At 73.1% G+C, this 24,974-nt stretch carries 25 protein-coding genes and 1 pseudogene; 22 read left to right on the top strand and 4 right to left on the bottom strand.

From position 1 onward, the window contains the following. Window positions 1-26: 26 nt before the first annotated feature. The 6 genes from S1361_RS34105 to S1361_RS34130 all read left to right on the top strand — a co-directional run bounded on the left by S1361_RS34105 (window position 27) and on the right by S1361_RS34130 (window position 6,182). A complete protein-coding gene (locus S1361_RS34105; protein ID WP_208035701.1) occupies window positions 27-824 on the top strand; it encodes an arylamine N-acetyltransferase in 798 nt (265 codons plus the stop codon). 56 nt (window positions 825-880) lie between these two features. Beyond that, a complete protein-coding gene (locus S1361_RS34110; RefSeq protein WP_208035702.1) occupies window positions 881-2,224 on the top strand; it encodes an NAD(P)/FAD-dependent oxidoreductase in 1,344 nt (447 codons plus the stop codon). 117 nt (window positions 2,225-2,341) lie between these two features. Further along, window positions 2,342-3,406 (top strand): 3-dehydroquinate synthase family protein, encoded by a 1,065-nt coding sequence (locus S1361_RS34115; protein WP_208035703.1) that lies wholly within the window; start codon window positions 2,342-2,344, stop codon window positions 3,404-3,406. After that, entirely contained in the window at window positions 3,403-4,821 is a 1,419-nt protein-coding gene (locus tag S1361_RS34120; RefSeq protein WP_208035704.1) for a 3-deoxy-7-phosphoheptulonate synthase, read from the top strand. The genes S1361_RS34115 and S1361_RS34120 overlap by 4 nt, the downstream gene beginning before the upstream one ends. Next, the gene (locus S1361_RS34125) at window positions 4,818-5,660 is read left to right on the top strand and encodes a shikimate dehydrogenase family protein (RefSeq protein WP_208035705.1); all 843 of its coding nucleotides are present in this window, start codon (window positions 4,818-4,820) and stop codon (window positions 5,658-5,660) included. The genes S1361_RS34120 and S1361_RS34125 overlap by 4 nt, the downstream gene beginning before the upstream one ends. Window positions 5,661-5,720: 60 nt before the next feature. Continuing rightward, window positions 5,721-6,182 carry a GNAT family N-acetyltransferase gene (locus S1361_RS34130; protein WP_208035706.1) on the top strand — a complete coding sequence of 154 codons (462 nt, stop codon included), beginning with the start codon at window positions 5,721-5,723 and terminating at the stop codon, window positions 6,180-6,182. Between the two features lie 195 nt (window positions 6,183-6,377). Here the strand turns inward: S1361_RS34130 and S1361_RS34135 are convergent, their stop codons facing one another. Further along, window positions 6,378-7,190 (bottom strand): class I SAM-dependent methyltransferase, encoded by an 813-nt coding sequence (locus S1361_RS34135; protein WP_208036891.1) that lies wholly within the window; start codon window positions 7,188-7,190, stop codon window positions 6,378-6,380. Window positions 7,191-7,445: 255 nt separating this feature from the next. Here S1361_RS34135 and S1361_RS34140 point away from each other — a divergent pair, with 255 nt between their 5' ends. Together S1361_RS34140 and S1361_RS39560 are read left to right on the top strand one after the other, a co-directional pair. Continuing rightward, the gene (locus tag S1361_RS34140; protein WP_208035707.1) at window positions 7,446-8,084 is read left to right on the top strand and encodes an HAD family hydrolase; all 639 of its coding nucleotides are present in this window, start codon (window positions 7,446-7,448) and stop codon (window positions 8,082-8,084) included. A gap of 65 nt (window positions 8,085-8,149) precedes the next feature. Beyond that, window positions 8,150-8,266: pseudogene (locus S1361_RS39560) on the top strand (IS630 family transposase); the annotation flags it as partial. Between the two features lie 33 nt (window positions 8,267-8,299). Here S1361_RS39560 and S1361_RS34145 read toward each other — a convergent pair. Next, window positions 8,300-8,674, bottom strand: a complete 375-nt coding sequence (locus tag S1361_RS34145; protein ID WP_208035708.1) for a cupin domain-containing protein — start codon at window positions 8,672-8,674, stop codon at window positions 8,300-8,302. Between the two features lie 70 nt (window positions 8,675-8,744). Here S1361_RS34145 and S1361_RS34150 point away from each other — a divergent pair, with 70 nt between their 5' ends. The 5 genes from S1361_RS34150 (at window position 8,745) to S1361_RS34170 (ending at window position 13,465) form a co-directional block, all read left to right on the top strand. Then, window positions 8,745-9,185, top strand: a complete 441-nt coding sequence (locus S1361_RS34150) for a MarR family winged helix-turn-helix transcriptional regulator (protein WP_208035709.1) — start codon at window positions 8,745-8,747, stop codon at window positions 9,183-9,185. A 402-nt stretch (window positions 9,186-9,587) separates the two neighbouring features. Next, window positions 9,588-10,748 carry a 3-amino-5-hydroxybenzoate synthase gene (gene rifK / locus S1361_RS34155; protein ID WP_208035710.1) on the top strand — a complete coding sequence of 387 codons (1,161 nt, stop codon included), beginning with the start codon at window positions 9,588-9,590 and terminating at the stop codon, window positions 10,746-10,748. Next, entirely contained in the window at window positions 10,745-11,839 is a 1,095-nt protein-coding gene (locus S1361_RS34160; protein ID WP_208035711.1) for a Gfo/Idh/MocA family protein, read from the top strand. Before rifK ends, S1361_RS34160 begins: the two co-directional genes overlap by 4 nt. Before the next feature lie 7 nt (window positions 11,840-11,846). After that, window positions 11,847-12,542, top strand: coding sequence for an HAD-IA family hydrolase (locus S1361_RS34165; RefSeq protein WP_208035712.1), 696 nt, complete (start codon window positions 11,847-11,849; stop codon window positions 12,540-12,542). Window positions 12,543-12,544: 2 nt separating this feature from the next. Next, window positions 12,545-13,465, top strand: a complete 921-nt coding sequence (locus tag S1361_RS34170; RefSeq protein ID WP_243769396.1) for an ROK family protein — start codon at window positions 12,545-12,547, stop codon at window positions 13,463-13,465. A gap of 764 nt (window positions 13,466-14,229) precedes the next feature. Here S1361_RS34170 and mhpA read toward each other — a convergent pair. After that, window positions 14,230-15,897 carry a bifunctional 3-(3-hydroxy-phenyl)propionate/3-hydroxycinnamic acid hydroxylase MhpA gene (gene mhpA / locus S1361_RS34175; protein WP_243769397.1) on the bottom strand — a complete coding sequence of 556 codons (1,668 nt, stop codon included), beginning with the start codon at window positions 15,895-15,897 and terminating at the stop codon, window positions 14,230-14,232. Window positions 15,898-16,104: 207 nt separating this feature from the next. Here mhpA and S1361_RS34180 point away from each other — a divergent pair, with 207 nt between their 5' ends. The 6 genes from S1361_RS34180 (at window position 16,105) to S1361_RS34205 (ending at window position 20,550) form a co-directional block, all read left to right on the top strand. Next, complete coding sequence (locus S1361_RS34180; protein ID WP_208035713.1) at window positions 16,105-16,878, top strand: thioesterase II family protein; 774 nt, start codon at window positions 16,105-16,107, stop codon at window positions 16,876-16,878. Between the two features lie 33 nt (window positions 16,879-16,911). After that, on the top strand, window positions 16,912-18,258 hold the full coding sequence (locus S1361_RS34185) for a cation:proton antiporter (RefSeq protein ID WP_243769398.1): 1,347 nt from the start codon (window positions 16,912-16,914) through the stop codon (window positions 18,256-18,258). Continuing rightward, the gene (locus S1361_RS34190; protein ID WP_208035714.1) at window positions 18,255-18,698 is read left to right on the top strand and encodes a type II 3-dehydroquinate dehydratase; all 444 of its coding nucleotides are present in this window, start codon (window positions 18,255-18,257) and stop codon (window positions 18,696-18,698) included. Before S1361_RS34185 ends, S1361_RS34190 begins: the two co-directional genes overlap by 4 nt. A 69-nt stretch (window positions 18,699-18,767) precedes the next feature. Beyond that, window positions 18,768-19,460, top strand: coding sequence for an alpha/beta fold hydrolase (locus tag S1361_RS34195; RefSeq protein ID WP_208035715.1), 693 nt, complete (start codon window positions 18,768-18,770; stop codon window positions 19,458-19,460). 52 nt (window positions 19,461-19,512) lie between these two features. Continuing rightward, on the top strand, window positions 19,513-20,091 hold the full coding sequence (locus S1361_RS34200; protein ID WP_243769399.1) for an SRPBCC domain-containing protein: 579 nt from the start codon (window positions 19,513-19,515) through the stop codon (window positions 20,089-20,091). Window positions 20,092-20,202: 111 nt separating this feature from the next. After that, window positions 20,203-20,550 (top strand): DUF1330 domain-containing protein, encoded by a 348-nt coding sequence (locus S1361_RS34205; protein WP_208035716.1) that lies wholly within the window; start codon window positions 20,203-20,205, stop codon window positions 20,548-20,550. 142 nt (window positions 20,551-20,692) lie between these two features. Here S1361_RS34205 and S1361_RS34210 read toward each other — a convergent pair whose 3' ends face one another. After that, window positions 20,693-21,499, bottom strand: a complete 807-nt coding sequence (locus S1361_RS34210) for a hypothetical protein (RefSeq protein WP_208035717.1) — start codon at window positions 21,497-21,499, stop codon at window positions 20,693-20,695. Between the two features lie 391 nt (window positions 21,500-21,890). Between S1361_RS34210 and S1361_RS34215 the strand changes: the two genes are divergently transcribed. The 3 genes from S1361_RS34215 (at window position 21,891) to S1361_RS34225 (ending at window position 24,747) form a co-directional block, all read left to right on the top strand. Continuing rightward, window positions 21,891-23,123 (top strand): hypothetical protein, encoded by a 1,233-nt coding sequence (locus tag S1361_RS34215; protein WP_208035718.1) that lies wholly within the window; start codon window positions 21,891-21,893, stop codon window positions 23,121-23,123. 9 nt (window positions 23,124-23,132) lie between these two features. Continuing rightward, window positions 23,133-23,633 carry a GNAT family N-acetyltransferase gene (locus S1361_RS34220; protein WP_208035719.1) on the top strand — a complete coding sequence of 167 codons (501 nt, stop codon included), beginning with the start codon at window positions 23,133-23,135 and terminating at the stop codon, window positions 23,631-23,633. 349 nt (window positions 23,634-23,982) lie between these two features. Next, complete coding sequence (locus S1361_RS34225) at window positions 23,983-24,747, top strand: GNAT family N-acetyltransferase (RefSeq protein ID WP_208035720.1); 765 nt, start codon at window positions 23,983-23,985, stop codon at window positions 24,745-24,747. Window positions 24,748-24,974 lie beyond the last annotated feature (227 nt).

The raw sequence follows: 24,974 nt of genomic DNA on the forward strand, positions 1-24,974 counted from the left end.
CGACCCCGAAGGGACCAGCTGACCCCATGATCGACGTGGATGCCTACCTCCGCCGCATCGGCTGGACGGCAGGGGTGCCGATGCCGGACCTCGACACCCTGCGCACGCTGCACAAACAGCACCTGATGGCCCTGCCGTACAACGTCGCCGGGCAGGGCTTCGCCGACGGCGTCCACCTCGTGGACATCGACGAGGACGAGGTGTTCCGCACCGGGATCATGGAGGGCCTGGGCGGCACCTGCTTCCAGCTCAACCGGCTCTTCTTCCGCCTCCTGTCCGAACTGGGCTACGACGTCTCCCTGCTGGCCGCGAGCACCGCCGAGGGCCGGGAGAACTTCGGCACCGAGATCGAGCACATGTTCATCCGGGCCGTCCTCGACGGCGAGGAGTGGCTCGTCGACGTCGGCTACCCCGGACCGTCGTACCTCGAACCACTGCGCGTCGGCGACGAGGTGCAGACCCAGTACGGCTGCCAGTACCGGCTCGTCCACGGCGACGACGGTGTCATCGCCCTGCAACGCCGCGGCCGCGTCACCCGGTGGGGCACCGTCTACGCGTTCCGGCTGCGGGCCCGCCAGTGGCACGACTGGAAGGAACTGGAGGACCGGGCCCGAGCCCACCACGCCACCGCCGCCGAGGACGACTCCCAGGGCACCCTGTGCGGCCGGACGTTCCACAACGGCCAGGCCGTGCTCAAGGGCCGCCGGTACCTGGTCGTGCGCGACGGCCGCGAACGCGTCCGCACCGTCGTGGACGACGCCGAACACCGAAGGCTCGTCGCCGCCATCCTCACCGGCGACCTCGACTCCGCCGACCTCGCGTGACCGGCCGGCAGACCAACCGAACCAACGTCACCAGCACACAACCGGAAGGACATTCCATGGGCAACAACTCGGCCGACGTCGTCGTCATCGGTGGGGGACCCTCCGGCGCGGTGAGCGCCTACACGCTGGCCAGGGAAGGGCACTCCGTGGTGCTCCTGGAGCGCGAGGAGAACCCGCGCTTCCACATCGGCGAGTCCCTGCTGCCGTACATGATGGGCCTGTTCGACCGGATCGGCATCCGGGACGCGGTGGAGACCGGGGGATACGTCCCGAAGTTCGGCGGCGAGTTCATCGACCCGACCGAGACCAAGTTCTTCTCCGGGGTCTTCCGGGCCGACTTCGCCAAGCAGGGCGAGGGCCGGTACGACCGGGCCTTCCAGGTCGAACGGGCCAGGTTCGACCGCATGCTCGTCGAGGAGGCCGGCAAGGCCGGCGCCGAGGTGCACTACGGCGCCACCGTCGGCGACCTGCTGATGGAGGGCGACCGCATGGTCGGCGTCCGCTACACCAAGGACGGCGAGGAGCACGAGGTCCGCTCGCAGTACGTGGTCGACGCCAGCGGGCGCGCCGGGCGCATCGCCCACAGGTTCGGGCTGCGCAAGACGCTGGAGAAGCTCCGCATGGTCGCGGTGTTCCGGCACTACGACGGCCTGGACGAGCGGCACAACCTCGGCGTCGAGGGCGACATCCAGGTCGGCGCGCACGCCGACGGCTGGGTCTGGGCCATCCCGCTGTCCAAGGACGTCATCAGCGTCGGCACCGTCATGCCCCGCGACGTCTTCCGCGCCTCCACCCCGGAGCAGGTCTTCGAGGAGCACCTCGCCCGGGTGCCGCGGATCACCTCCCGGCTGACCGGCACCCGCCCGATCATGGACCTCAAGGTCGAGACCGACTACTGCTACCACGCCGACACCGTCACCGGCCCCGGCTGGGTCATGGTCGGCGACGCCGGCTGCTTCGGCGACCCCATGTTCTCCGGCGGCGTGCTCGTCGCCTCGGCCACCGCGGTCCGCGCCGCCGAGAACCTGAGCCGGGCCCTGAAGAACCCGCAGGAAGCCGACCGGCTCATCGACGAGTACGAGAACTTCTTCAAGACCGGCTACGACACCTACATCCGGCTCATCCACGCCTTCTACGACGGTGAACTGGTCGCGGTCGCCGCCGACGCCGGCCGCACCACCGACCGCGACACGCTGGAGCGCTACCTGATCCGGCTGATCGGCGGCGACTTCTGGAGCGAGCACAACGCGGTCGCCCAGGAGATGCGCCGGCGCACCGAGTGGGACACCTTCGAGCCGTTCCAGCGGGTCTTCGGCTGCCCGTCCTACCCGCACCTGGACGAGCAGGACCGCAAGGAGCGCGCCGAGTCCCGCATCCGCCGGGTGACCGCCGGCCAGTAGCCCCACCGCGCCCTCCGGGGCCCCGTCCGCCCCGGAGCCCGGCCGCGGTGTGCCGCCGCCGGCCGGGCTCCGGGCGACCGACCGAGTCCGCGCGCTACCGAACAAGGTGAAGCGGAAGTGACAAGACAAGTCCCGGTGCGCTGCGGCGACCGGTCCTACGACGTGCTCATCGGCCCCGGAGTCCGCTCCGCCCTGCCCGGGATCATCGACGCGATCGGCGCCCGGCGCGTCGCCGTCGTCTCGGCCCGCCCCGTCGAGTGGGTGCCCGACACCGGCGCGGAGACGCTGCTGCTGCCCGCCCGGGACGGCGAACCGGACAAGAACCTCGCCACGGTGGAGGCCCTGTGCGCCGCGTTCGTGCGGTCCGGGCTGACCCGCTCCGACGCCGTCGTCTCCGTCGGCGGCGGCACCACCACCGACGTCGTCGGCCTGGCCGCCGCGCTCTACCACCGCGGGGTGCCCGTCGTACACCTGCCGACCACCCTGCTCGCCCAGGTCGACGCCAGCGTCGGCGGCAAGACCGCCGTCAACCTGCCCGAGGGCAAGAACCTGGTCGGCGCCTACTGGCAGCCCGCCGCCGTGCTGTGCGACACCGACTACCTGACCACCCTGCCACCGCGCGAACTGCGCAACGGTCTCGGGGAGATCGCCCGCTGCCACTTCATCGGCGCCCCCGGCCTGCAGGGACTGCCCCTCTCCGAACAGATCGCCGCCAGCGTGACGCTCAAGGCGGGCATCGTCTCCGCCGACGAACGCGACACCGGACTGCGGCACCTGCTCAACTACGGCCACACCCTCGGCCACGCCCTGGAGGCGGCCACCGGCTTCGCCCTCCGGCACGGCGAGGGCGTCGCCATCGGCACCGTCTTCGCGGGCCTGCTCGCCGGTACCCTCGGCCGCATCCCGCCCGAGCGGGTGAGCGAACACCGGGCGGTGGTCGCCTCGTACGGCCTGCCCACCGCCCTGCCCGACGACGCCGACCCCGGCACGCTCCTCGCGCTGATGCGCCGGGACAAGAAGGCCCGCTCCGGCCTCACCTTCGTCCTGGACGGCCCGGCCGGCGCCGAACTCGTCGCCGACGTACCCGAACGGGCCGTGGCCCACGCCCTGGCCCGGATGGAGCGCGCACCCCTGGACCGGCTCGTCACCGGGGCCGCGGGAACGGAGGCGGCGGTGACATGACGCACACCCCACGGTGGCCGCCCGGCACCCCGGGGCGGATCCGGCGGCGGGCGGTCGAGCGCATCCTCGCCGACCGGCTCGAAGCGGCCCTGGCCAGGCCCGCCGCACAACAACCCGGCTGGCCGGACCCGGACCGGGCCCGGGCCGTGGTCCGCCGGCTCGCCGCCGGCGAACCCCTCGTCACCCCCGCCGAGACCCGGCGGCTGCTCGACCGGCTCGGCGCCGTCGCCCGCGGCGAGGCCCTGCTGCTCCAGTCCGGCGACTGCGCGGAGACCTTCGCCGAGACCACCGAACCCCACCTGCGGGCCAACCTGGGACTGCTCAGGCGGATGGCGCTGGTCCTCACCCACGGCGCCGGCCTGCCCGTGGTCACGGTGGCCCGCGCCGCCGGACAGTACGCCAAGCCCCGCTCCGCGGCCGTCGGCGCCGACGGACTGCCCGTGTACCGGGGCGACATCATCAACTCCGCCGAGGCGACCCCCGCCGCCCGCACCCCCGACCCCGAACGCATGGCCCGGGCACACGCCCATGCCCGCGAGGCGATGACCGCCCTGCGGCGGCTCTCCCGCGGCCACCTCGCCGACGCGCACGCCCTGCACGAGGAGAACCGTCGCTTCGTCAGCACCGCCCCCGGCGGCCGCCGGCACACGGCACGGGCCGAGGAGATCGGCCGCGGGCTGCGCTTCATGACCGGCATCGGCGCCCCCGCCCCCCGGCTCGGCGAGATCTGGACCAGCCACGAGGCCCTGCTGCTGGACTACGAACGCACCCAGTTGTGGGTCGACACCGAAGGCCCCGAACCCCGGCTGTCCAGCGGCCTCGCCCACTTCCTGTGGATCGGGGAGCGCACCCGGCGGCCCGACGGCGCCCACATCGCGTTCGCCGAACTGCTCGCCAACCCCATCGGCATCAAGATCGGTCCCGGCACCACCCCGGAACAGGCCGTCGAGTACGTACGCCGCCTCGACCCGCACGGCGTGCCCGGCCGGCTCATCCTGGTCAGCCGGATGGGCCACGACCGGGTCCGCGAGGTGCTCCCGCCGATCGTGGAGAAGGTCACCGCCTCCGGCCGCCAGGTGATCTGGCAGTGTGACCCCATGCACGGCAACTCCCGCACCACCGCCGCCGGTTACAAGACACGGCACTACGACGACATCCTCGACGAGATCACCGGCTTCCTGGAGGTGCACCGGGCGCTCGGCACCCACCCCGGCGGTCTGCACCTGGAGGCGACCGGCGAGGACGTCACGGAGTGCACCGGCGGCGCCCGCGGCCTTGCCGAGGAGGACCTGCCCGCCCGCTACCGCACCGCCTGCGACCCCCGCCTCAACGCCGAACAGTCCATGGAACTCGCCTTCGCCGTCTCGGAGTTGTTCGCGACCGGGGCGGCGCGCAGCACGGAGGCACGACGATGACCGACACCACCCGGCCGGCCCCCACGGGCACCCCGCAGCAGACCCTGGTCAGCGGAACCACCCGGCTCTACGCCGTCCTCGGCGACCCGGTCACCCAGGTCCAGTCGCCCGGACTGCTCAACCCGCTCTTCGCCCGCCTCGGCATCGACGCCGTGCTCGTCCCCGTGCACGTCGGCCCCGCCGACCTGGAGACGGTCGTCCGGGGACTGCAGCGCGTCGGCAACCTCGACGGCCTCTTCGTCACCGTCCCGCACAAGACGGCCGCCGCCCTGCTGGCCGACCGGCGCAGCCGCACCGTCGAGATCACCGGCAGCGCGAACGCACTGCGCCGCGAACCCGACGGCGCCTGGCTCGCCGAGAACTTCGACGGCTCCGGCTTCGTGTCCGGTCTGGCCCGGGCCGGGCACCAGCCGAAGGGTGCCCGTGTGGCACTGGCCGGCGCGGGCGGCGCCGGCAGCGCCATCGCGGCGGCCCTGCTCGGCGCCGGCGTGGACCGGCTGACCATCACCGACCCCGACACCCCGAAGCTGACCACGCTCGTCGGCCGGCTCGCCGCCCACTGGCCCGGCCGTGTCCGCGCCGCCGTCGAACCACCCCTCGCCGACAGCGACATCGCCGTCAACGCCACCCCGCTCGGCCTGCGTCCCGACGACCCGCTGCCCTTCGACCCGCACGCGCTGCCGCCGGGCGCGGTCGTCGCCGACATCATCATGAAACCCCGCGACACCCGGCTGCTGCGCGAGGCCACCGCACACGGACTCCGCGTGCACCACGGAAGCCACATGCTCACCGGACAGATCGACTCCTACCGCGCGTTCTTCGGACTGCGCACGCCATAGGGCGCATCGAAACAGAGCAGGGTGGGAACGGGCCGCACACGCCTGCCATGATCGTCGTTCATGGGGATACACATCGCACCGGCCGCGGTGGCCGATTTCCACCAGGTCCTGACCGATCACTCCCGTTACTGGGGCGAACGCGACCTTCGGTCGCTGCACCTTCTGGCCCTGGTGCAGGAGTTCGGTTCCACCTGCCTGGTCGCCCGGGCCGAGGACGGGATCCGCGGGTACGTCTTCGGGTTCGTCACCCCGGACGGCACCGGGTACGTGCATCTGATCGCCACGCGGGACGATGTCCGTGGCACCGGTCTCGGGCGTCGTCTGTACACGGCGTTCGCTGAGGCAGCGGAACGTCACGGTGCACGGAAGCTGAAGGCGATCACGTCGGTCGAGAACACCGGCTCGATCGCCTTCCATCGCAGCCTCGGCTTCGACACGGAGATCGTCGACGACTACAACGGCCCCGGCCGGGCCATGGCCGTCTTCCACCGAGACCTGCCGCTCAACGTCTCGCGCCCCTGACCACCAGCCGTCACCGGCAATCGCTTGCACCATCGCGGACAAGGCCAACCAGGTCCGCAACCGCAACCGGACGCCGGCCCGGCCCGCGACCGCAAGACCGACCGACACCAGCGTCGACCGCAGCCGCTCGGTCCGTCGTCCGAACGTGCCAGTGGGACCGGGTACTTGCGATCATCCAGGGAACCGGGAGGCGCTCTACCGGCGGACCGCCGAGATCAGTCCGCCGGGCCGCTCCTCGCGCTGCGGCGGGGTGCTGATCGGGCGGCCGTAGGCGGCAGCGCGCTCGCGCAGGGTGTGACTGTCGGCCTCCCAGCCGTGCCCGGCCAGCCAGCCCACCGGGTCGTCGGGCATCTCCGAGACCCACATGGACGCGGCCGACCCCGGCACGGCGTCCGCGCCGAAACGCTCGACCACGCCGCGCGAGCCCAACGTCAGCCCCATCCAACTGCCCGCCGCCGACTGCGCGCTGATCCGGGCCAGCAGCAGCTCCACCGCGTCCTCGGGCAGATAGATCAGCAGTCCTTCGGCGATCCACACGGTCGGCACGGTCGGGTCGTGCCCTGCGGCGGCCAGCGCGCCTGGCCAGTCCTCACGCAGATCCACCGCGACGGTGATCCGCTCGCAGCGCGCGACGGCCCGCTCCTCGCGCAGCACCGAAGCCTTGAAGTCCAGTGGCGCGGCTGTGTCGACCTCGAACAGCCGGGTGCCCTCGGGCCAGTCCATCCGGAAGGCCCGGCTGTCCATGCCGGCGCCGAGCAGCACGACCTGCCGGACCCCCGACGCGGAGGCCTGCCGCAACAGGTCGTCGAGGAACTTCGTCCTGATGACGATCGAGAACGACACGGCCAGCCGACGGCGTCGCGCGGCCTCGTCATCGGGCGGCGGCGAGGAGGGCCACAGGCCGCCGGCGGCGGCGAAGGCCTGCGCCAGTGGGTCGCGGAACAGCGCGTTCTCCCGCGCCGTCTCCAGCGCCCGAACCCTGGCCACCCCCACCGCCGTGGCCCACACTCCCGACGGCTGCACCCGCTGCTGCTCATCAGTCACCGCGCAAGCCTAACGACCGATTCCAAGAGGCTGATGAGTGGACTTTTGAAGGGACCTGCCGATGCAGCCGAGTCGTGTCGCCCGCTCGCAACAGGGCTGCCACAAGCTGCCGGGATCGCTTGTCCTTGCCCCAGAGCGAAGGGCGACAGTGTCTCCGTAGATCACACGAGCGAGAGGTGTGCCCTCGCCAACCGGGCAGGGCGGACAGGGGGAGTTCGAGTGGCGGCGACCTGCGTCATTCTCGATATCGGCGGAGTGCTGGAGATCACGCCGGAAACCGGGTGGGTACGACGGTGGGAAGAGCGGCTGGAGTTGCCGCTCGGCACTGTGCACGAGCGGATGCGCGACGTGTGGCAAGCCGGGAGCGTCGGGAGCATCGGTGAACGAGAGGTGCACCAGCAGGTGGCAGCACGCCTGAGGCTGGAGGCGCCCCAGGTCGAAGCCTTCATGGCCGACCTCTGGACGGAGTACCTGGGAACGCCCAACGAGGAGCTCATCTCCTATGTGCGAGGGCTGCGGGGAAGCTGCAGGCTGGGCATCCTGAGCAACAGCTTCGTCGGCGCCCGGGAGCGGGAGACGGCGCTGTACCACTTCGACGAACTGGTCGAGCAGATCGTGTACTCGCACGAGATCGGCATCGAGAAGCCGGACCCGCGTGCCTTCGAGGCCGCATGCGCCGGCCTGGAGGTGCGGCCGGAGAGCTGTCTGTTCATCGACGACTACGCAGGAAATGTCGAGGCTGCCCGGGCGGCGGGCATGCAGGCGCATCTGTTCGAGGACAACGCCCGGACGATGATGCGCATCGCAGCTCACCTGGACGCCGGCCCCCGGGTTGCAGGGGTTGATCCGCCCGGATGACGTCGGCCCGGTCGGCCTTCAGCGGTTGCCGACCATGCGGTGGAGCGGTTGATCAGCCCGGACCGCGCAACGCCGACGCCCGTCACCGCGACATCATGGCCGCCGAACCCAAGGAACGGACCCGCACCCGAAGCGAGAAAGGCATCCGCTGGCGCGGATGCCCCCTCGATGCCGCCGCCTGACCGATCCGGCGAACCTACGCGGTCACCAGCACACTAGTGAGCCCACGGCGGTGTGATGGTGGTGCCGTCAGCCAGTTCGGCGGTGAGTCCGACACGCGTGGTGACCCACATGTGGGCGGGCTGGTCGGTGGTGTTGGCGACCGCCAGTTCGGAGCCCGCAGGTGCCACCGCCGCGTCCCCTGCGCGGAGTTCGGCGCTCTCACCGTCGATGGTGAGCCGGAGGCGACCGGAGAGGACGTAGAAGGCCTCCTCCTCGCTGATCGTGTGGGCCGGCCCCACCATTGCGGCCGGGAGCTCGACGCGCCAGGCGGCGAGCTCCCGGCCGCCGGTGTCCGGGCGGACGTAGGAAACGAAACGGCCACCGTGAATCTCGTGCACGACGGCCTCGTCACTGCGGATGAACGGCATGCTTCAACCCCCATCTAGACAAGTTGCTTGTCCATATAGACAAGCTGCTTGACGAGTTATAGTCAAGCCCATGGACGACGCCCTGGCCTTCTCCGCACTCGTGCTGGCACTCTCCGGACAGCTGGTGCAGGAAATCCACACCGGCGTGTCCCAGCAGGGATTCGAGGACCTGCGACCTGCACACGGCTTCGCCTTCGCCCGCATCTCGATGGGCGGCGCCACCACGGCCGACCTGGCCGAGCACCTGGGAGTGACCAAACAGGCCGCAGCCCAGCTGGTCGATGAACTGGTCCGAAAGGGATACGTGGAGCGGCACCCACACCCCCGCGACGCCCGCGCCCGCCTCCTGGGACTGACCGAGACCGGCTGGGCCGCCACCCGCGCCGCCGACCAGGCGGCCCGGGCTGCCGTCGCACCGTGGCGAGAAACACTGGGCGAGGCGCGGTTCAGCGAACTCGTCGCCGACCTGGCACTCCTCGCCCCGCCCGGACCGATCCGCCCCGCCTGGTGAACAGCAGGGGCGCCGGCGGGGCAATGGTCCCGTGTCGTACGGACCGACTACCGCGAGCCCCACGCGGTCGAATGCGGGATCAACCGCCTCAAGCGCCGGTGCGAGAGCTGAACCGCTTGAGCACCGGCTTCCACGGCCTCGCGCGCCGGCGTCCGATGTGATTCGTCGGACCTGTCAGTCACCCGAGGAAGACCACGAGTCGACTACGGCACTTTCACCACAGGCCCTGGCAGCCCCGCCACCGGTCGACTACCAGACCGAGGGATGGGAGTCCCGGCACACCCCGTCCTAGTCTGAAAACGGCCAGCACTGCGCGAACGTCCGGACCGGCTCTGTCGCCCCCCTTTTCGCCTCGCCCGCTCACTCCCGCCCAGCCCGTTCCCCACGGAGATTTGGAGAACCATGAACGCGCGACCGGCACCGGAATTCCCGAAGTGGCCGCAGTACGACGACGACGAGCGGACCGGACTGGTCCGGGCCCTGGAACAGGGCCAGTGGTGGCGCATGGGCGGGGAGGAAGTCGACTCCTTCGAGCGGGAGTTCGCCGACTTCCACGGCGCCCCGCACGCCCTCGCCGTCACCAACGGCACCCACGCCCTCGAACTCGCCCTCCAGGTCATGGGGGTCGGCCCGGGCACCGAGGTGATCGTGCCGGCCTTCACCTTCATCTCCTCCTCCCAGGCCGCCCAGCGCATCGGCGCGGTCGCCGTCCCCGTCGACGTCGACCCGGACACCTACAACATCGACGTCGCCGCGGCGGCCGCCGCCGTCACCCCGCGCACCCGGGCGATCATGCCCGTGCACATGGCCGGTCTGATGGCCGACATGGACGCCCTCGGCAAGCTCTCCGCCGACACCGGCGTACCGGTCCTGCAGGACGCGGCCCACGCCCAGGGCGCCCGCTGGCAGGGCAAGCGGGTCGGCGAACTCGGCACGGTCGCCGCGTTCTCCTTCCAGAACGGCAAGCTGATGACCGCCGGCGAGGGGGGCGCCGTCCTGTTCCCCGACAGCGACCTGTTCGAGGCGGCGTTCCTGCGGCACAGCTGCGGCCGGCCGCGCACCGACCGGCACTACCTGCACCAGGTCTCCGGCACCAACATGCGGCTCAACGAGTTCTCCGCCGCCGTGCTGCGCGCCCAGCTGCGCCGCCTGCCCGCCCAGACCGCCCTGCGCGACCAGCGGTGGGCGCTGCTGTCCCGGCTGCTCGGCGCCGTCGACGGCGTCGTACCGCAGGGCGGCGACGTCCGCGCCGACCAGAACACCCACTACATGGCGATGTTCCGGCTCCCGGGCATCGCCGAGGAGGACCGCAACGCCCTCGTCGACCGGCTGGTCGACGCCGGGCTGCCCGCCTTCGCCGGGTTCCGCGCCGTCTACCGCACCGACGCCTTCTGGGAGGTCGGCGCGCCCGACGAGACCCTGGAGCAGGTCGCCGAGCGCTGCCCGAACACCGAGGCCATCAGCAGCGACTGCGTCTGGCTGCACCACCGGGTGCTCCTCGCCGCCGAGCGGGACCTGGAGCTGACGGCCGAGATCATCGCGGACGCAGTGGCCGCCGTATGAGCGTGCGGGCCGCCGTGGTGGGGCTCGGCTGGGCGGGGCGGGAGCTGTGGCTGCCCCGGCTGCGGTCCCACCCGGACTTCGACCTGGTCGCCGTCGTCGACCCCGACCCCGCCGCCCGTGCGGCCGTCGGCGCGGTGACGGGCGCCCCCGCCCACGCCGGGCCGGACGCACTCGACGCCCGGTCCGTGGACCTCGCCGTCGTCGCCGTACCCAACCACCTGCACACCACGGTCGCCGCCGGCCTGCTCGGCCGGGGCGTGTCGGTCTTCCTGGAGAAGCCGGTGTGCCTGTCCAGCGCCGAGGCCGACGTCCTGGCCGCGGCGGAGCGCGACGGCGGCCTGCTGCTGGCCGGCAGCGCCGCCCGGCACCGCGCCGACGTCCGCGAACTCGCCGCCCTCCTGCCGGAGTTGGGGCGGGTACGGCACGTCGACCTGGCCTGGGTACGGGCCCGCGGGGTGCCCCGGGCGGGCGGCTGGTTCACCCGGCGCAGCGAGGCCGGCGGCGGCGCCCTGGTCGACCTCGGCTGGCACCTCCTGGACACCCTGACCGCGCTGCTCGGACCGTCCCCGGTCCGCCAGGCCGTCGGCGCCACCTCGGACGACTTCCTCAACGCCGGTGCGTGGTCGGCGGCCTGGCGCCGCGAGCGGCCCGCCGCCGCCCTGACCGGAGACGTCGAGGACACCGCCCGCGGGTTCCTGCTCCGCGAGGACGGCATCTCCGTGTCCCTGCGGGCCAGCTGGGCCTCGCACGAGGCGACGGACCTGTCCCTGATCCGGATCGAAGGCAGCACCGGCACCGCCGAACTGCGCTGCACCTTCGGTTTCAGCCCCAACCGGCAGCCCGAGTCCGTGCTGACCCTCACCCGCGAGGGCACCACCCACGGGGTGCCGGTACCCGCCGAGCCCGTCGGCGCGGAGTACGGCCGCCAGCTGGACGGTGTGCCGGCCCTCCTCGCCGACCCCGCCGGCCGGGGCCGGGCCGTCGCCGAGGCGCGGACCACCGTACGGCTCATGGAGCGCCTCTACGCCTCCGCCCGGGCCGGCCGCGACGGGCCGAGCGAGCCCGTGTACCAGCAGACCACCAGCAGATGAGGACCCCATGACAGTCCACTCGACCGACCGGCCCCTCGCCCCGGCCGGCCTCCTGACGACACCCCGGCGGGCCGTCGTCTTCGACCTGGACGGGGTGATCGTCGACAGCTTCGCGGTCATGCGGGAGGCCTTCGCGGTCGCCTACGCGGAGGTCGTCGGCGACGGCCCGGCCCCGTTCGAGGAGTACGTGCGCCACCAGGGCCGCTACTTCCCCGACATCATGCGGATCATGGGGCTGCCGCTGGAGATGGAGGAACCCTTCGTCCGCGAGAGCTACCGGCTCGCCCACCGCGTGGAGGTCTTCGACGGCGTCCTCGAACTCCTGCTGACCCTGCGGGTACGCGGCCTCAGGCTGGCCGTGGCCACCGGCAAGGCCGGCGACCGCGCCCGCTCGCTGCTCGACGGACTCGGTCTGCTGCCGTTCTTCGCGCACGTCATCGGCTCCGACGAGGTGGCCCGGCCCAAGCCCGCGCCCGACATCGTGCGGCGCGCGCTGGAACTGCTGGACGTGCCGCCCGAGCAGGCCCTCATGGTCGGCGACGCGCCCACCGACCTGGCCAGCGCCCGGGACGCCGGCGTCGCCTCGGCCGCCGCGCTGTGGGTCGGCCCCGACGAGGAGGAACTGCTCGCCGCCGGCCCCGACGCGGTCCTGCGCCGCCCCGGCGACCTGCTCGCCCTGTGCCCCGCCGTACCGGGCGACTGAGCGTGCCCGCTCTCCGGGACCAGCGGCCCGGCGCCGCGTCGGCGCCGGGCCGTCTCGGCATCGACGTCGGCGGCACCAAGGTCGCCTTCCGCGCGGAGAGCGGCGACGGCCGGACCGAGGAGTCCTCCTTCACCTGGGGCCCGCACCGGGACGCCGACCGCGACCTGGCCGACCTGGCCGCGCACCTGAAGGAGTTCCCCGGCGCGGCGGACGTACGGGCCGTCGGCGTGGCCATGCCCGCCACCGTCGGCCCCGACGAGCGCATCACCGCCTGGCCCAGCCGCCCCGCGTGGACCGGGCTCGCCCTGGGGCCCGCCCTGCGCGCGCTGTTCCCCGGGGCGAAGGTCGCCTGGGCCGACGACGGCGACCTCGGCGCCCTCGCCGAGGCGGACGCGGCCGACTGCCCGAACCTCCTCTACGTCGGCGTGGGCACCGGAGTCGGCGGCGGGCTCGTCCTGAACGGCAGCCTCTGCCCCGGCCCCGCCCGCGGCTCCTTCGAGATCGGCCACCTCGTCATCGACCGGGACGGCCCGGAATGCGTCTGCGGCCGCCACGGCTGCCTCCAGGCGACCGCGTCCGGCCCGGCCACCCTGGCCCACGCCACCGCGCTGCGCGGCGGGCCGGTCACCTTCGACGAACTGCGCGCCGCGCTGCGCGACCGCGTCCCCTGGGCCGTCGCCGCGCTGGACCGCACAGCCCGTGCCCTCGCCACGGCCATCGCAGGCGTCGGGGAACTCCTCCACCCCGAACGCGCCGTACTGGGCGGCGGCTTCGCCGAGGGAATCCCCGCCCTCCTGGGCACCCTCACCACCCACCTGGCCGCCCTGTCCCGCCCCGGCCACCCCACGCCCACCCTGACCCCGGCCCGCCTGGGAGGCCTGTCGTCCCTACGGGGCGCCGTCCTGCTCGCCCGCCAACTGTGACCCCGGGCGCAAACCCGCCCCCGAGCCCGCCACCGACGCCTGCCGGATCCGCCACCGACGCCTGCCGGATCCGCCTCCCGCGCCTGCCGGGTCCGCCGTCGGCGTCTGCCGGGTCGGCCGCGGCGTCTGCGGGGTCCGCCACCGACGCCTGCCGGATCCGCCTCCCGCGCCTGCCGGGTCCGCCGTCGGCGTCTGCCGGGTCGGCCGCGGCGTCTGCGGAGTCCGCCACCAACGCCTGCCGGGTCCGCCACCCGCACCTGCAGGGTCCGCCGCTAGCGTCTGCCGGACGCGCCTCCCGCGCCTGCCGGGTCTGCCACCGACGTCTGAGGGGTCCGCCATCAGTGTCTGCCGGGTCCCCCCCGGCGCCTGCCGCCGCCCGGCAGCTCCGGCGCCCCGCCTGGCTCGGCCCGCGACGTCCCGCCTGGCTCAGACGCGCCCCGGGTTGGCCGGCGTCGCCGCGGTCAGCTGGGTGTGCAGGTCGTCCGCCAGGGCGGTCACCTCGCCTGTGCCTGCCGCCGCCCCGCCTACTCGGCTCACGCACCGGGCGTGGCTCAGACGTGCCCCGCCCGGCTCGGCCCGTGACGTCCCGCCTGGCTCAGACGCGCCCCGGGTTGGCCGGCGTCGCCGCGGTCAGCTGGGTGTGCAGGTCGTCCGCCAGGGCGTTCACCTCGCCTGTGCCTGCCGCCGCCCCGCCTACTCGGCTCACGCACCGGGCTTGGCTCAGACGCGCCCCGCCCGGCTCGGCCCGCGACGTCCCGCCTGGCTCAGACGCGCCCCGCGTTGGCCGGTGCCGCCGCGGTCACCTGGGTGCGCAGGTCGTCCACCAGGGCGTTCAGCCCGGCCGGGTCGGCCGCCGTGCCGAAGACGTGGTAGTCCGGGCGTACCAGCAGGGCGGTGGCGCCGTAGCGGTCGAGGTACCCGTGCAGCACGCCGTCGGCGTCGACGGCGTCGACCGCGTCCACCGCGCCGCCCGTACCGTCGTACGACGTGTCCGCCGGCCGCAGGCGGACCACCTGCGCGCCCACGCCCCGCAGGAAGGACAGCCGGTCCGGGCCGAGGGCCGGCTCCGTCCCGGAGCTGGTGAACAGGACGAAGCCGCGACCCACCGGGTCCTCCAGCGGCGCGCCGGACGGACCGAGCAGCCGGCCGTGCGGCAGCACCTCGCCCGTCGGCGGTACCCGGGTGTCCGCACCGGTGCCCTCCGGACGGTGCAGCAGGCCGCAGGTGATCGGCCGCGCCGGATCCGGCCGGCCCGGCCCCCGCCCGCGCCGGTTCGCCAGCACCGTCGCGTCCCGCTCCGCCGCGGCCGCCGCGTCCGTCACACAGATCAGCCGTCCCAGCTGCACCGACGCCAGGATCGACTCCCTTACCTGCGCCCTGCGCTCCTCGGTGTAGCTGTCGAGCAGGGACTCCGGTGCGGACCCCCGCAGCACCAGGTCCAGCCGCCACGCCAGACCGACCACGTCCCGGATGCCCGAGCACATGCCCTGCCCGGCGAACGGCGGCATCAGATGGGCCGCGTCACCGGCCAGCAGCACATGCCCCACCCGCCACTCGTCGGCCCACCGGGCCTGGAAGATGTACGTGGTGCTGCGCAGCAGCCGCGCGGTGTCCGGCGTGACGTCGAACGGCGCCAGCAGCCGCCACGCGGTCTCCTCCCGGTTCAGGTCGGCCGCCCGCTCGCCCGGCAGCCGCATGAACTCCCAGCGCCGGTGCCCCGGCCCGCTCCCGACCAGCGTGGTGGGCCGCGCCGGGTCGCACAGCTGCACGTTGGTCGGCAGGAACACGCGCGGCTCGCGCAGCTCCACGTCGCACAGCAGCCACTCGTAGGAGAACCCGAGGTCGGTGACGGACACGCCCATCCGGTCACGTACGAAGCTGTTGGCACCGTCGCAGCCGACCACCCACCGCGCCGTGAACGTCCGCGCCGTCCCCTCGTCGTCCTCGGCGGTCACCGTCACCCCGTCCGGCCCGTCGGCGATGTCCACGACCCGGCGGTCCCGCAGCACCGTGATGCCCGGCAGCTGCGCGGCGCGGGCGGCGAGCACCTCCTCCAGCGCGGGCTGGTGCATGGTGTTGGCGTCGGGCCAGCCGTACGGCCCCTCGGTGGTGAACTCGATGTCCAGCAGCGTCCTGCCGTCCGCCGTACGCCACTGGTAGCCGGTGCCCGGCTCGGTGATCCCGCCCAGCTCCCCGCCGATGCCCGTACCAGCCAGCAACCGGGCGGTCTCCCCGTCGAAACTCGTCGCCCGGGGCAGCGTGTACGGCCGCCGCCGGCGTTCGAGCACCGTCACCCGCCAGCCGCGCTGCGCCAGCAGCACGGACAGCACCGAGCCGACCGGTCCGTATCCGACGACGAGCACATCCGTCTCCGGCCCCGGCCGCGGTGAACTGCTGGACGTCATCGGGTCGTCGGTGGGTACAACGGACATGGAAACCCCCTCGGTGCGGCCCGGCTCACGGGCCCTGCTCGGGTGACTTCGGTGAGCGTACGGCCCGGCGGCCGGCTGCGGCCGTGATCCGCCCGCGGGCTATCAGGTTGAGGGATACCGGCCCCGCTCGGGCTCGGCCTACTCTGCCGAAGTCCCGTACCAGACGCTGATCCCCGATGTCCCCGACGTGAAAGCGAGCCCTTCGGCATGCCTGGAGCAACGGCACAGTTCGAGAAGTGGGTCAGCGTCTTCCGCCCCTCGCCGGACAGCGCGGTACGGCTGGTCTGCCTGCCGCACGCCGGCGGCTCGGCGAGCTTCTTCTTCCCGGTCGCCACGGCCCTCGCGCCCACGGTGGAGGTCCTGGCCGTCCAGTACCCGGGCCGGCAGACGCGCCGTCAGGAACCCGGCATCGACAACATCCCCGACTACGCCGACCAGATCTTCGCGGCCCTGCGCCACCTGGACGACCGGCCGCTCGCCCTGTTCGGGCACAGCATGGGCGCCGTCCTCGCCTACGAGGTGGCCCTGCGCATGCAGGAGGCCGGACTGCCCTCTCCGGTACGGCTGTTCGCCTCCGGCCGGCGTGCCCCCTCCCGGTACCGCGACGAGCACGTGCACGACGCGACCGACGAGGAGGTGCTGGCCGAACTGCGCACCCTGAGCGGCCCCAACCAGGCGGCCCTGGCCGACCCCGAGGTGCTGGCGATGTTCCTCCCGGCGATCCGCAGCGACTACACCGCCATCGAGAGCTACCGGCACGACCCCGGCCGGCTCCTCGACTGCCCGGTGACCGTGCTCACCGGCGACGCCGACCCGCGGACCACGCTCGACGAGGCACACGCCTGGGAGGAGCACACCACCGGCCCGACCGACGTACAGGTCTTCCCGGGCGGTCACTTCTTCCACGTCGAACACAGCGCCGAGGTCATCGCGCTGCTGTCCCGCAGCCTGATCAGCCAGGGCGCCGACACCACCCGCTGACCCCGCCGACCGTTCCCGACGAGGGAAGAGCCCGTGACGCTCGCCAACCCGGTGCCCACCATGGCCCCGCACTCGCTTCTGGTCTTCCTCCTCCAACTCGCCTTCCTGCTGCTGTTCGCCCTCGTCCTGGGCCGGCTGGCCGAGCGCTTCCGTATGCCGGCGGTGGTCGGCGAGCTGTGCGCGGGCCTGCTGCTCGGCCCGTCCGTGCTCCAGCACGTGCTGCCCGGCTTCTCCGCGTGGCTGCTGCCCCGGCAGCCGGAGCAGATGCACCTGCTCGACGCCACCGGCCAGCTCGGTGTGCTGCTCCTCGTCGGAGTCACCGGCGCCGAGCTGAACTTCGGTCTCGTCCGCAAGCGCGGCGCCACCGCCGCCCGGGTCAGCATCGCCGGCCTGGTGCTGCCGCTCGGCCTCGGCATCGCCACCGGCTTCGCGCTGCGCGGCGTCCTCCTGCCGGACGGCGTCGACCCCACCGTCTTCGCGTTCTTCCTCGGCGTCGCGATGTGCGTCACCGCGATCCCGGTGATCGCCAAGACGCTCCTCGACATGAAGCTGTTGCACCGCGACATCGGCCAGCTCATCCTGTCCGCCGGTGTCGTGGACGACGTCGTCGGCTGGTTCCTGCTCTCCGTGGTCTCCGCGATGGCCACCGCCGGACTCACCGCGGGTGTCATGGCGACGTCGGTGCTCTGCCCGGTCGGTGTCGTGCTGTTCGCCGTGTTCCCCGGCCGCCCGCTGGTGGGTGCCGCGCTGCGCCGGGCGGGCCGTGCCGAGGGCTCCGCGCCCACGATCACGACGGTCGTCGTCCTCGTCCTGTTCGGTGCCGCGGCCACCCAGGCGATGAAACTCGAAGCGATCTTCGGTGCCTTCGTCTGCGGCGTGCTGGTCGGCACCAGCAAGGACCTGGACCGGGAGAAGCTCGAACCGCTGAAGACGACCGTACTGGCCTTCCTCGCCCCGCTGTTCTTCGCCACCGCCGGGCTGCGGATGGACCTCACCGGGCTGCGCCACCCGGAGGTCCTCGCCGCCGCCCTCGCCGTGCTCGCCGTCGCTGTCCTCGGCAAGTTCTCCGGCGCCTTCCTCGGCGCCCGGTTCAGCCGCCTCAACCGCTGGGAGGCGCTCGCCCTCGGGGCCGGCATGAACTGCCGTGGCGTGGTCGAGGTCGTCGTGGCGATGACCGGCCTGCGCCTCGGCGTCCTGGACACCGACGCGTACACCATCGTCGTCCTCGTCGCCATCGTGACCTCGCTGATGACGCCGCCCGTCCTCCGGCTCGCGATGGCCCGCGCCGAGGAACTCGCCGACGCCGGGCTCACCTTGGAGGAGGCGGCCCCGCGCGCCCCCGGACGGACCGGCGCACCCGACAATGAGGTGATCCCATGAGCACCCTGCTCCTGCTGAACGGCCCCAACCTCGGCATCCTCGGCCGCCGCGAGCCGGAGATCTACGGCACCGACACCCTCGCCGACATCGAGAAGGCCGTCGCCACCGAAGTGAGCGGCGCCAGCTGGGAGGTGCTCTCCCTCCAGCACGACTCCGAGGGCGACCTGGTGCGCGACATCAACCGGCACCACTCCGGCACCGTCGGCGCCATCGTCAACCCCGGGGCGCTGATGATCGCCGGCTGGAGCCTGCGCGACGCCCTCGCCGCCTACCCGCAGCCCTGGATCGAGGTGCACCTGAGCAACGTGTGGGCCCGGGAGCAGTTCCGGCACGAGTCCGTGATCGCCCCGCTGGCGTCCGGCGTCGTCGTGGGCCTCGGCTCCCTGGGCTACCGGCTGGCCGCGCAGGCCCTGCTGGAACTGGCCGGGGCGAACCGCTGACCACCGGCGGGCCGGCCCGCGCCGCGCCCGCACCTCACCGTACCCGTGTCGCGAAAGGACACCCCGCTCATGAAGCTCGCCCTGCACGAGGCCGGCGACGGCGACCGGACGGTACTGCTCGTCCACGGCGTGATGTCGTCCGCGGACACCTGGCGCCGGGTGGCGCCGGCCCTCGTCGAGCGCGGATACCGCGTGCTCATGCCCGACCTGCGCGGCCACGGGGACAGCCCGCACGCCGACGAGTACACGCCCGAACTGCTCGCGGCCGACCTCGTGGAGACCGTCCCGGCAGGCGTCGACCTGGCCCTCGCCCACTCCTTCGGCGCGCCCGTGCTCGCCCTCGCGGTGGCCGGCCTGCGCCCGGCCCGGGTCGTCTACAGCGACCCCGCGTGGAAGCTCGGCGCCAAGTCGGTCGACGAGGTGAGGGAGTTCGCGCAGGCCACCAAGTCCGCCACCGCCGACAGCATCCGGCAGCTGTGCCCCCGCTGGCTGCCCGAGGACATCGAGGCCGAGCTGGCCGGGTACGCCCGCTGGGACGTCCGGGCCATCGAGTGGCTGCGGAGCGACCGGGACCTGATCCCCGCGCGCGCCGAGGTGCCCTCGCTCGTCCAGGGCGCCGGCGACCACCACCTCGTACCGGACGAGCTGGCCGAACGGCTCCGCGGGCGAGGCTTCGAGGTGGTGTACGTGCCGGACACCGGCCACTGCATCCACCGCGACGATCTCGACGGCTTCCTGAAGTCGCTGGACGGCTGGCTCTGACCGCGCGGGCGGGGCGCCCGGCCGGCGTCCCGCCCCGTGTTACGTTGATCCAATGGACGCAGGTCACCTCACGCGGGTGGACACGGGCAGTTCCCCGGTCACGGGCCCCACGCCCCCCGTGCTGCACGGCTCCTTCGCGATCGAGCTGGACTTCACGGTGCCGCGGGCCGAGGTGTTCCGCGGCTTCGCCGACCCGTCCCTGCGGCGCCGCTGGTTCCGGCTGCCCGGCGGTTCCGCCACCGCCCGGCACGAGCTGGACTTCCGGGTCGGCGGCGGAGAGAGCGCCGGCAACGTCTTCGTCTCCGGCGACACCGAGGAGCACCTCGCCTACCGCTCCCGGTTCCTGGACATCGTGCCCGACACCCGGATCGTCCACGTCTACGAGGCCGAGGTCGACGGCAGCCGCCGCTGGATCTCCCTCGTCACCGTCGAACTCGCCGACCGGCCCGCCGGCTCGGGCCTGACCTGGACCGAGCAGTACACCTGGCTCATGCCCACCGGAGACGGCAGCCAGGACACCGCCCACCTGCGCGGCGGCACCCGCCTCCTTCTCAACGGCCTTTCCACGGTGGTGAATCCGGACCGCCACCACCGCCTGTTCCACACCGGGACACCGGCGGGCCACGGCTGACCTGCGGCGCCGCCCGAGCAGCGGGGGCGATTACCTGTCAGGTCATCGATCTTCGCGCGCCCGCATGCCACGATCATTGGCGTACGGAGGCCGACCGACCGGAAGGACATCATGCCCGCCTACGCCATAGCGCACCTGCAGGAGGCCGCCCCGCACCCGGAGATCGCCGAGTACATCGAGCGCATCACCGCCACCTTCGAGCCGTACGGCGGCCGCTTCCTCGTGCACGCCGCACAGCACGAGGTCAAGGAGGGCAGCTGGCCCGGGCACGTCGTGGTGATCTCCTTCCCCGGTATCACCGAGGCCCGGGCCTGGTGGGACTCACCCGCGTACCAGGAGATCGCACCACTGCGCTCCCGGCACATCGCCGGCGACATCGTCCTGGTCCCGGGCGTCCCCGAGGACTACGATCCCGCCGGAACCGCGAAGGCGATGCGGGAGAGCCTGCCTGCCGAGTAGCGCCGGGGCGGTCCGCCCGGCGGACGTCACGAGATCGAGGCGCGTCGCGACCACCAGGGCGTCGGCCGCGGACCACCACGGGTTCGGCCGCGTGCGGCCCCGCCCGGTGGCGTGGCCGGCTCGCGCCGCCCGGGGCCGGGGTCTATCGGTCGTCGGAGAACCCGTCGGGGTCGCGTGCGACGCGGACGACCAGTCGGCTGGAGGTGTGCCGGCGGAAGGCACCACCCAGGTGGAAACCCTGCCGTTGCACCCTGGCCGCCAACTCCGGTGTGAATCCGAAGTCCTTGTTCGACTCCAGTACCGTCGAGGCCCGCGCCAGCGTGCCGTCCACCAGCGTTTTCACCATGTCGTGCAGCACCGGCTCGGTGGCCAGCAGGGGATGCGCCAACGGGTCGGCCCCCTCGGCGCGCTGCAACGGACCGGGGCTCTGCCAGCGGTACACGGCGCGGGCGTCCCTCTGCCAGGACACGGCGCCCTCGGCTGCTGCCTGGCCGACGGGCACCCCTGACTCCGTCACCAGGGGCAGCCCCAAGGCCACCCGCAACTCGTGGTCACTGACCGTGTCCGCGGCCTCGATCTCGACGAATCCGGCCCCGGCCGACCGCAGCAGGACCCCCAGCTCCTCCACGCGGGAGCGCAGCAGGTAACCGTGCACATCGGGCAGCGGGTAGTAGCTGTCGTGATGATGGGGATGGGCGGCGTAGACCGTGCCGCTCACCGGGCCGCCGTCCGGGAACGTGAAGATCCGGGCCGCCTGCACCGTCACGGTGGTGATACCGAGCGATCGTCGGCGGTGCCACTGCCAGCCGGCGATGCTCCACCCGACGACCGGCACCGCCGCCGAGACGGCGAGAACCGCCCAGTCCGCCCCGGTCAAGTCCTTCAGCGAACTGCCCGCGTCGACCGCCAGAAGCTTGCGACGCTCGTACGGAACCTCTTCCAGGTTCAACGGACCTCCCCCCTCGGGAGGGGCCCCGCACCCCGGTACGACACCCCGCCCCTGCGCCCCACCCCTGTCCGGCGACGCTAACCGGACAGCCGACCGATTGTCAGGAGCGCACGACGGGGCGCGTTTTCCGCCCCAGGGCGCACACTGCCGTGCCGCGAGCCGGGTCGGGATGACGTCGCCATCTTCGGCGCGACGGGAGGTACGGCCGACGACGGCTCCCTGACGGCCCGCCGCTGCCACGGCCCCCGCTGCCTCATGCGCATATGATCGCCGGAAGTCCTGCAGGTCGGAGCCCTATGACGGCCGTCGTCCAAGCCGGCGGGGACTTCCCCGGAGCCGATGGGAGACGGCTGGGGGAGTGCGTGATCGAGGCAGAGGGAGGGGCAGGGCGGTGGGAATCCACACGCGTCGTCCTGAGGAGTACGTCAGGCCCGCCGGGCGGATACTGCTCGACGACCATTTCGAGCCGTCCGGGGAGTTCTACGCGTCGGGGGCGTACTACCACCAGCGGTCGCTGAGCGGATTCCACGCGGGACAGCGGGTCGAGGCCGAGCTGGTGCCCGAGCCCCACAACCCGTGGGACGCGCGTGCGGTCGCCCTGGACGTGAACGGCGAGCGCGTCGCCTACCTGCCCGCTGCCTCGGCCAAGATGTGGCATGACGTCGTACGAGCGTGGAACGCCGCGGGTTTCGCGGTGTACACCGGCGCCGAGACGAACCGCTGGACGTCGGGCGGCGGCGACCGCTTCGGTCTGACCCTGCCGAAATGGGACTGGGACAGTCTGCTGGAGCTGGCGGAGGCCGCGGGACTGCGCACCGGCTGGGCGGCCGCCATGGCCGGCCTCACCGAGGAGCAGCGCCTGGGGCTGCAGGAGGACCGGGGTTACAGTCCGGACGAGTCCGCGGTGAAGGCGCTGTGGAACAGGCGCTCCGCGCACCCCCTGTTCAACTGGGGCGCGAAGAGGGACGGGGACCTGACCGAACGGATGCCGTTCTGGTACGGCTACTTCGTCCGCGAGCAGATGCGGGAGGAGCACGAGGAGCGGCGCGAGCGCCTGTGGTTCGCCCGGTCCGTCAGGTCGGATCTGCTCCACGCGTTCAAGGCGGAGATCCGCAGGAGACGGGAGCGGGACCGCGAGCAGTCGCTCGTGCAGCGCGCGGACCAGGACGAACGCGCACTGCGGCTGCAGCGCGAGGGCCGGCGCGTCGCGGAGATCGCCGCCGAGCTGGGGCTGACCCACAAGCAGGCCGAGAGCGCCCTGACCCGTGCGCGCGGAGCCGCGGGAGTCACCCCCCGGCGGGCGGAGGACCTCCAGGACGAGCGCCGCCGCCAAGCGGCCGAGGCGGTCGCTCTCAAGAGGTCCGGGATGACGCGCGCCGGAATCGCGCGGGCCATGGGCCGCTCCGCCGACACCGTCGACGAACTGCTCAAGGACGGGCTCTTCCACGAGGCACCCGAGGACCATCCGGAGCGGCTGGCCCTCGCACGGCGCTGTGCCGAGCTGCGGGGCACGGGCCTGGCCAAGGAAGACGTCCTGCTCCGGCTGGGAGTCAGCCGCAAGCAGGCCCTGAGAGCGTTCCGGGACGCCTCCTTCCTCGAAGCCGATGTCAGACCTGCCCAGTAGCTTGGTGACATGACGTCCCTCAGCCTCGCACCGTGGTCCGATCAAGGGCTCGACCTCCTCCACCGGCAGAACACCGCCGAGTCGACCGAACACCTCGGGGGTCCGGAGACCGCCGAACAGCTCCGGCGCCGTCACGAGCGGTACCTCGCTGTCGCCGACGGCCGGATGTTCCTGATCCTGCTGGACGGACAGGCCGTCGGCTCGATCGGGTACTGGACGCGGGAGTGGGAGGGGGAGCGGGTCTACGAGACGGGCTACGGCATCCTGCCCGAGCACCGAGGGCGGGGCTTCGCGGCCGCGGCACTCCGTCTGTGCGCCGAACAGGCCGCCCGGCAGGGCTCGCGCCGGTGGCTGCACGCCTTCCCCTCCGTGCGTCACGACGCGTCGAACGCGGTGTGCCGCAAGGCGGGCTTCGAGCTGGTGGGGGAGTGCGCGTTCGAGTACCCGCCGGGGAACCCCATCCGGTCCAACAACTGGCGACTCGGGCTCACTCGGCCGACCGCCGGTTGAGAGAAGAGGGCCCGCCGTTCGGGTGCCGCGCCCCGCGCCGCCGGTGCGCGGAGCCGGCCCCTGGCCACCCGCAGAAAACCGCTTGCCCGCTCGCGCCGGTCGTGGAACAGTGTCCCGCGTTCTGCGACGCGGCAGAACACTCACGGTAAGGAACGAAGCCCATGGTTGCGGCGCCCCCCAGCGGCCGCCGTCGGCACTGAGCGCCTGCTCCGCAAGCAGCCTCGGCCTGCCACGCCGTTCCCACGGCGGCCCCACGACACGGTGCCTGACGCACCGCCACTCTCCCGTGCCCCGGACTCCCCGAGTTCGCCGAGGGCTCCCCTGAGACTTCGTGAGGTCGACACCCACCATGGACATCCAGGTCCAGAGCTTTGCCGTAGCCAACCTCCGCCGCCGACCCGTGGTCGTCGAGACCGGCGGCTTCGTCGCGGGCCTCACCCCCGGCACCGACAACCCGTACCTCAACTACGCGACCCCCCTGCCCGGCGCCGAGCCCACCGAGCACGACGTCGCGGAGCTGATCGGGGTCTTCCGTGACCGCGGCCTGCTGCCCCGGCTGGAGTTCGCCCCGCAGGCCGCGCCCGGCGTGGCACCGGTACTGCGGGCGGCGGGCTTCGCCACCGAGGCGGTGCACGAATACCTCGTCTGCACTCCCCGGACGCTGGTGCCCCGGTCCGCCGGCTCCCCACGCGTGGAGAGCCCGGCCACCGATCGGGACTACGCCGAGCTGGACACCGCGCTCGCCGAGGCGTTCGGCGGCGTCTTCGCCCCCTCCGCGGAGGGCGCGGCCCGACTGCGCCGCACCCAGGAGAACGGCGGAGCGGTGCGCTTCGTCCGTGCCCCACAGGGCGGGATCGCCGGCGGGGCGTCCTGCTCACCGCCGGCCGAGGGCACCGCAGAGCTGGCCGGTGTCGGCACCCGCCCCGCCCACCGCGGCCGTGGCGTCGCCGCCGCGGTGACCGCCGCCCTGACCGAGGCGATGTTCGCCCAGGGAGCCGGATCGGTCTGGCTGGAGTACTCGGGCGAAGGCTCCCGCCGTGTCTACGAGCGCACCGGCTACCGCCCGCAGGGCACCCGCCTCTACGTCTCCCTGCCTCCGGCGCAGCAACCCTGACGACACCGGGCTCCGGCATGGACGGAAACCACGGAGCGGCGCTGCCGGAGCACGACTCGCTCCTGATCGCCTCCCGCCCCACCACCGCCCGCAAGGTCCGCGATCGGCTGCGGACCTTGCGGCCCGGCTGCTCGGCAACGTCGGTGGGGGTTCGGTGGCGTGCCGGGCCCGCGCCGCATGCGCACCCCCTGGACCGGCGTCGGTGCGCCCCGCCCGTCTGCTCCCGG

Source organism: Streptomyces cyanogenus, from assembly GCF_017526105.1.
Classification (GTDB): domain Bacteria; phylum Actinomycetota; class Actinomycetes; order Streptomycetales; family Streptomycetaceae; genus Streptomyces; species Streptomyces cyanogenus.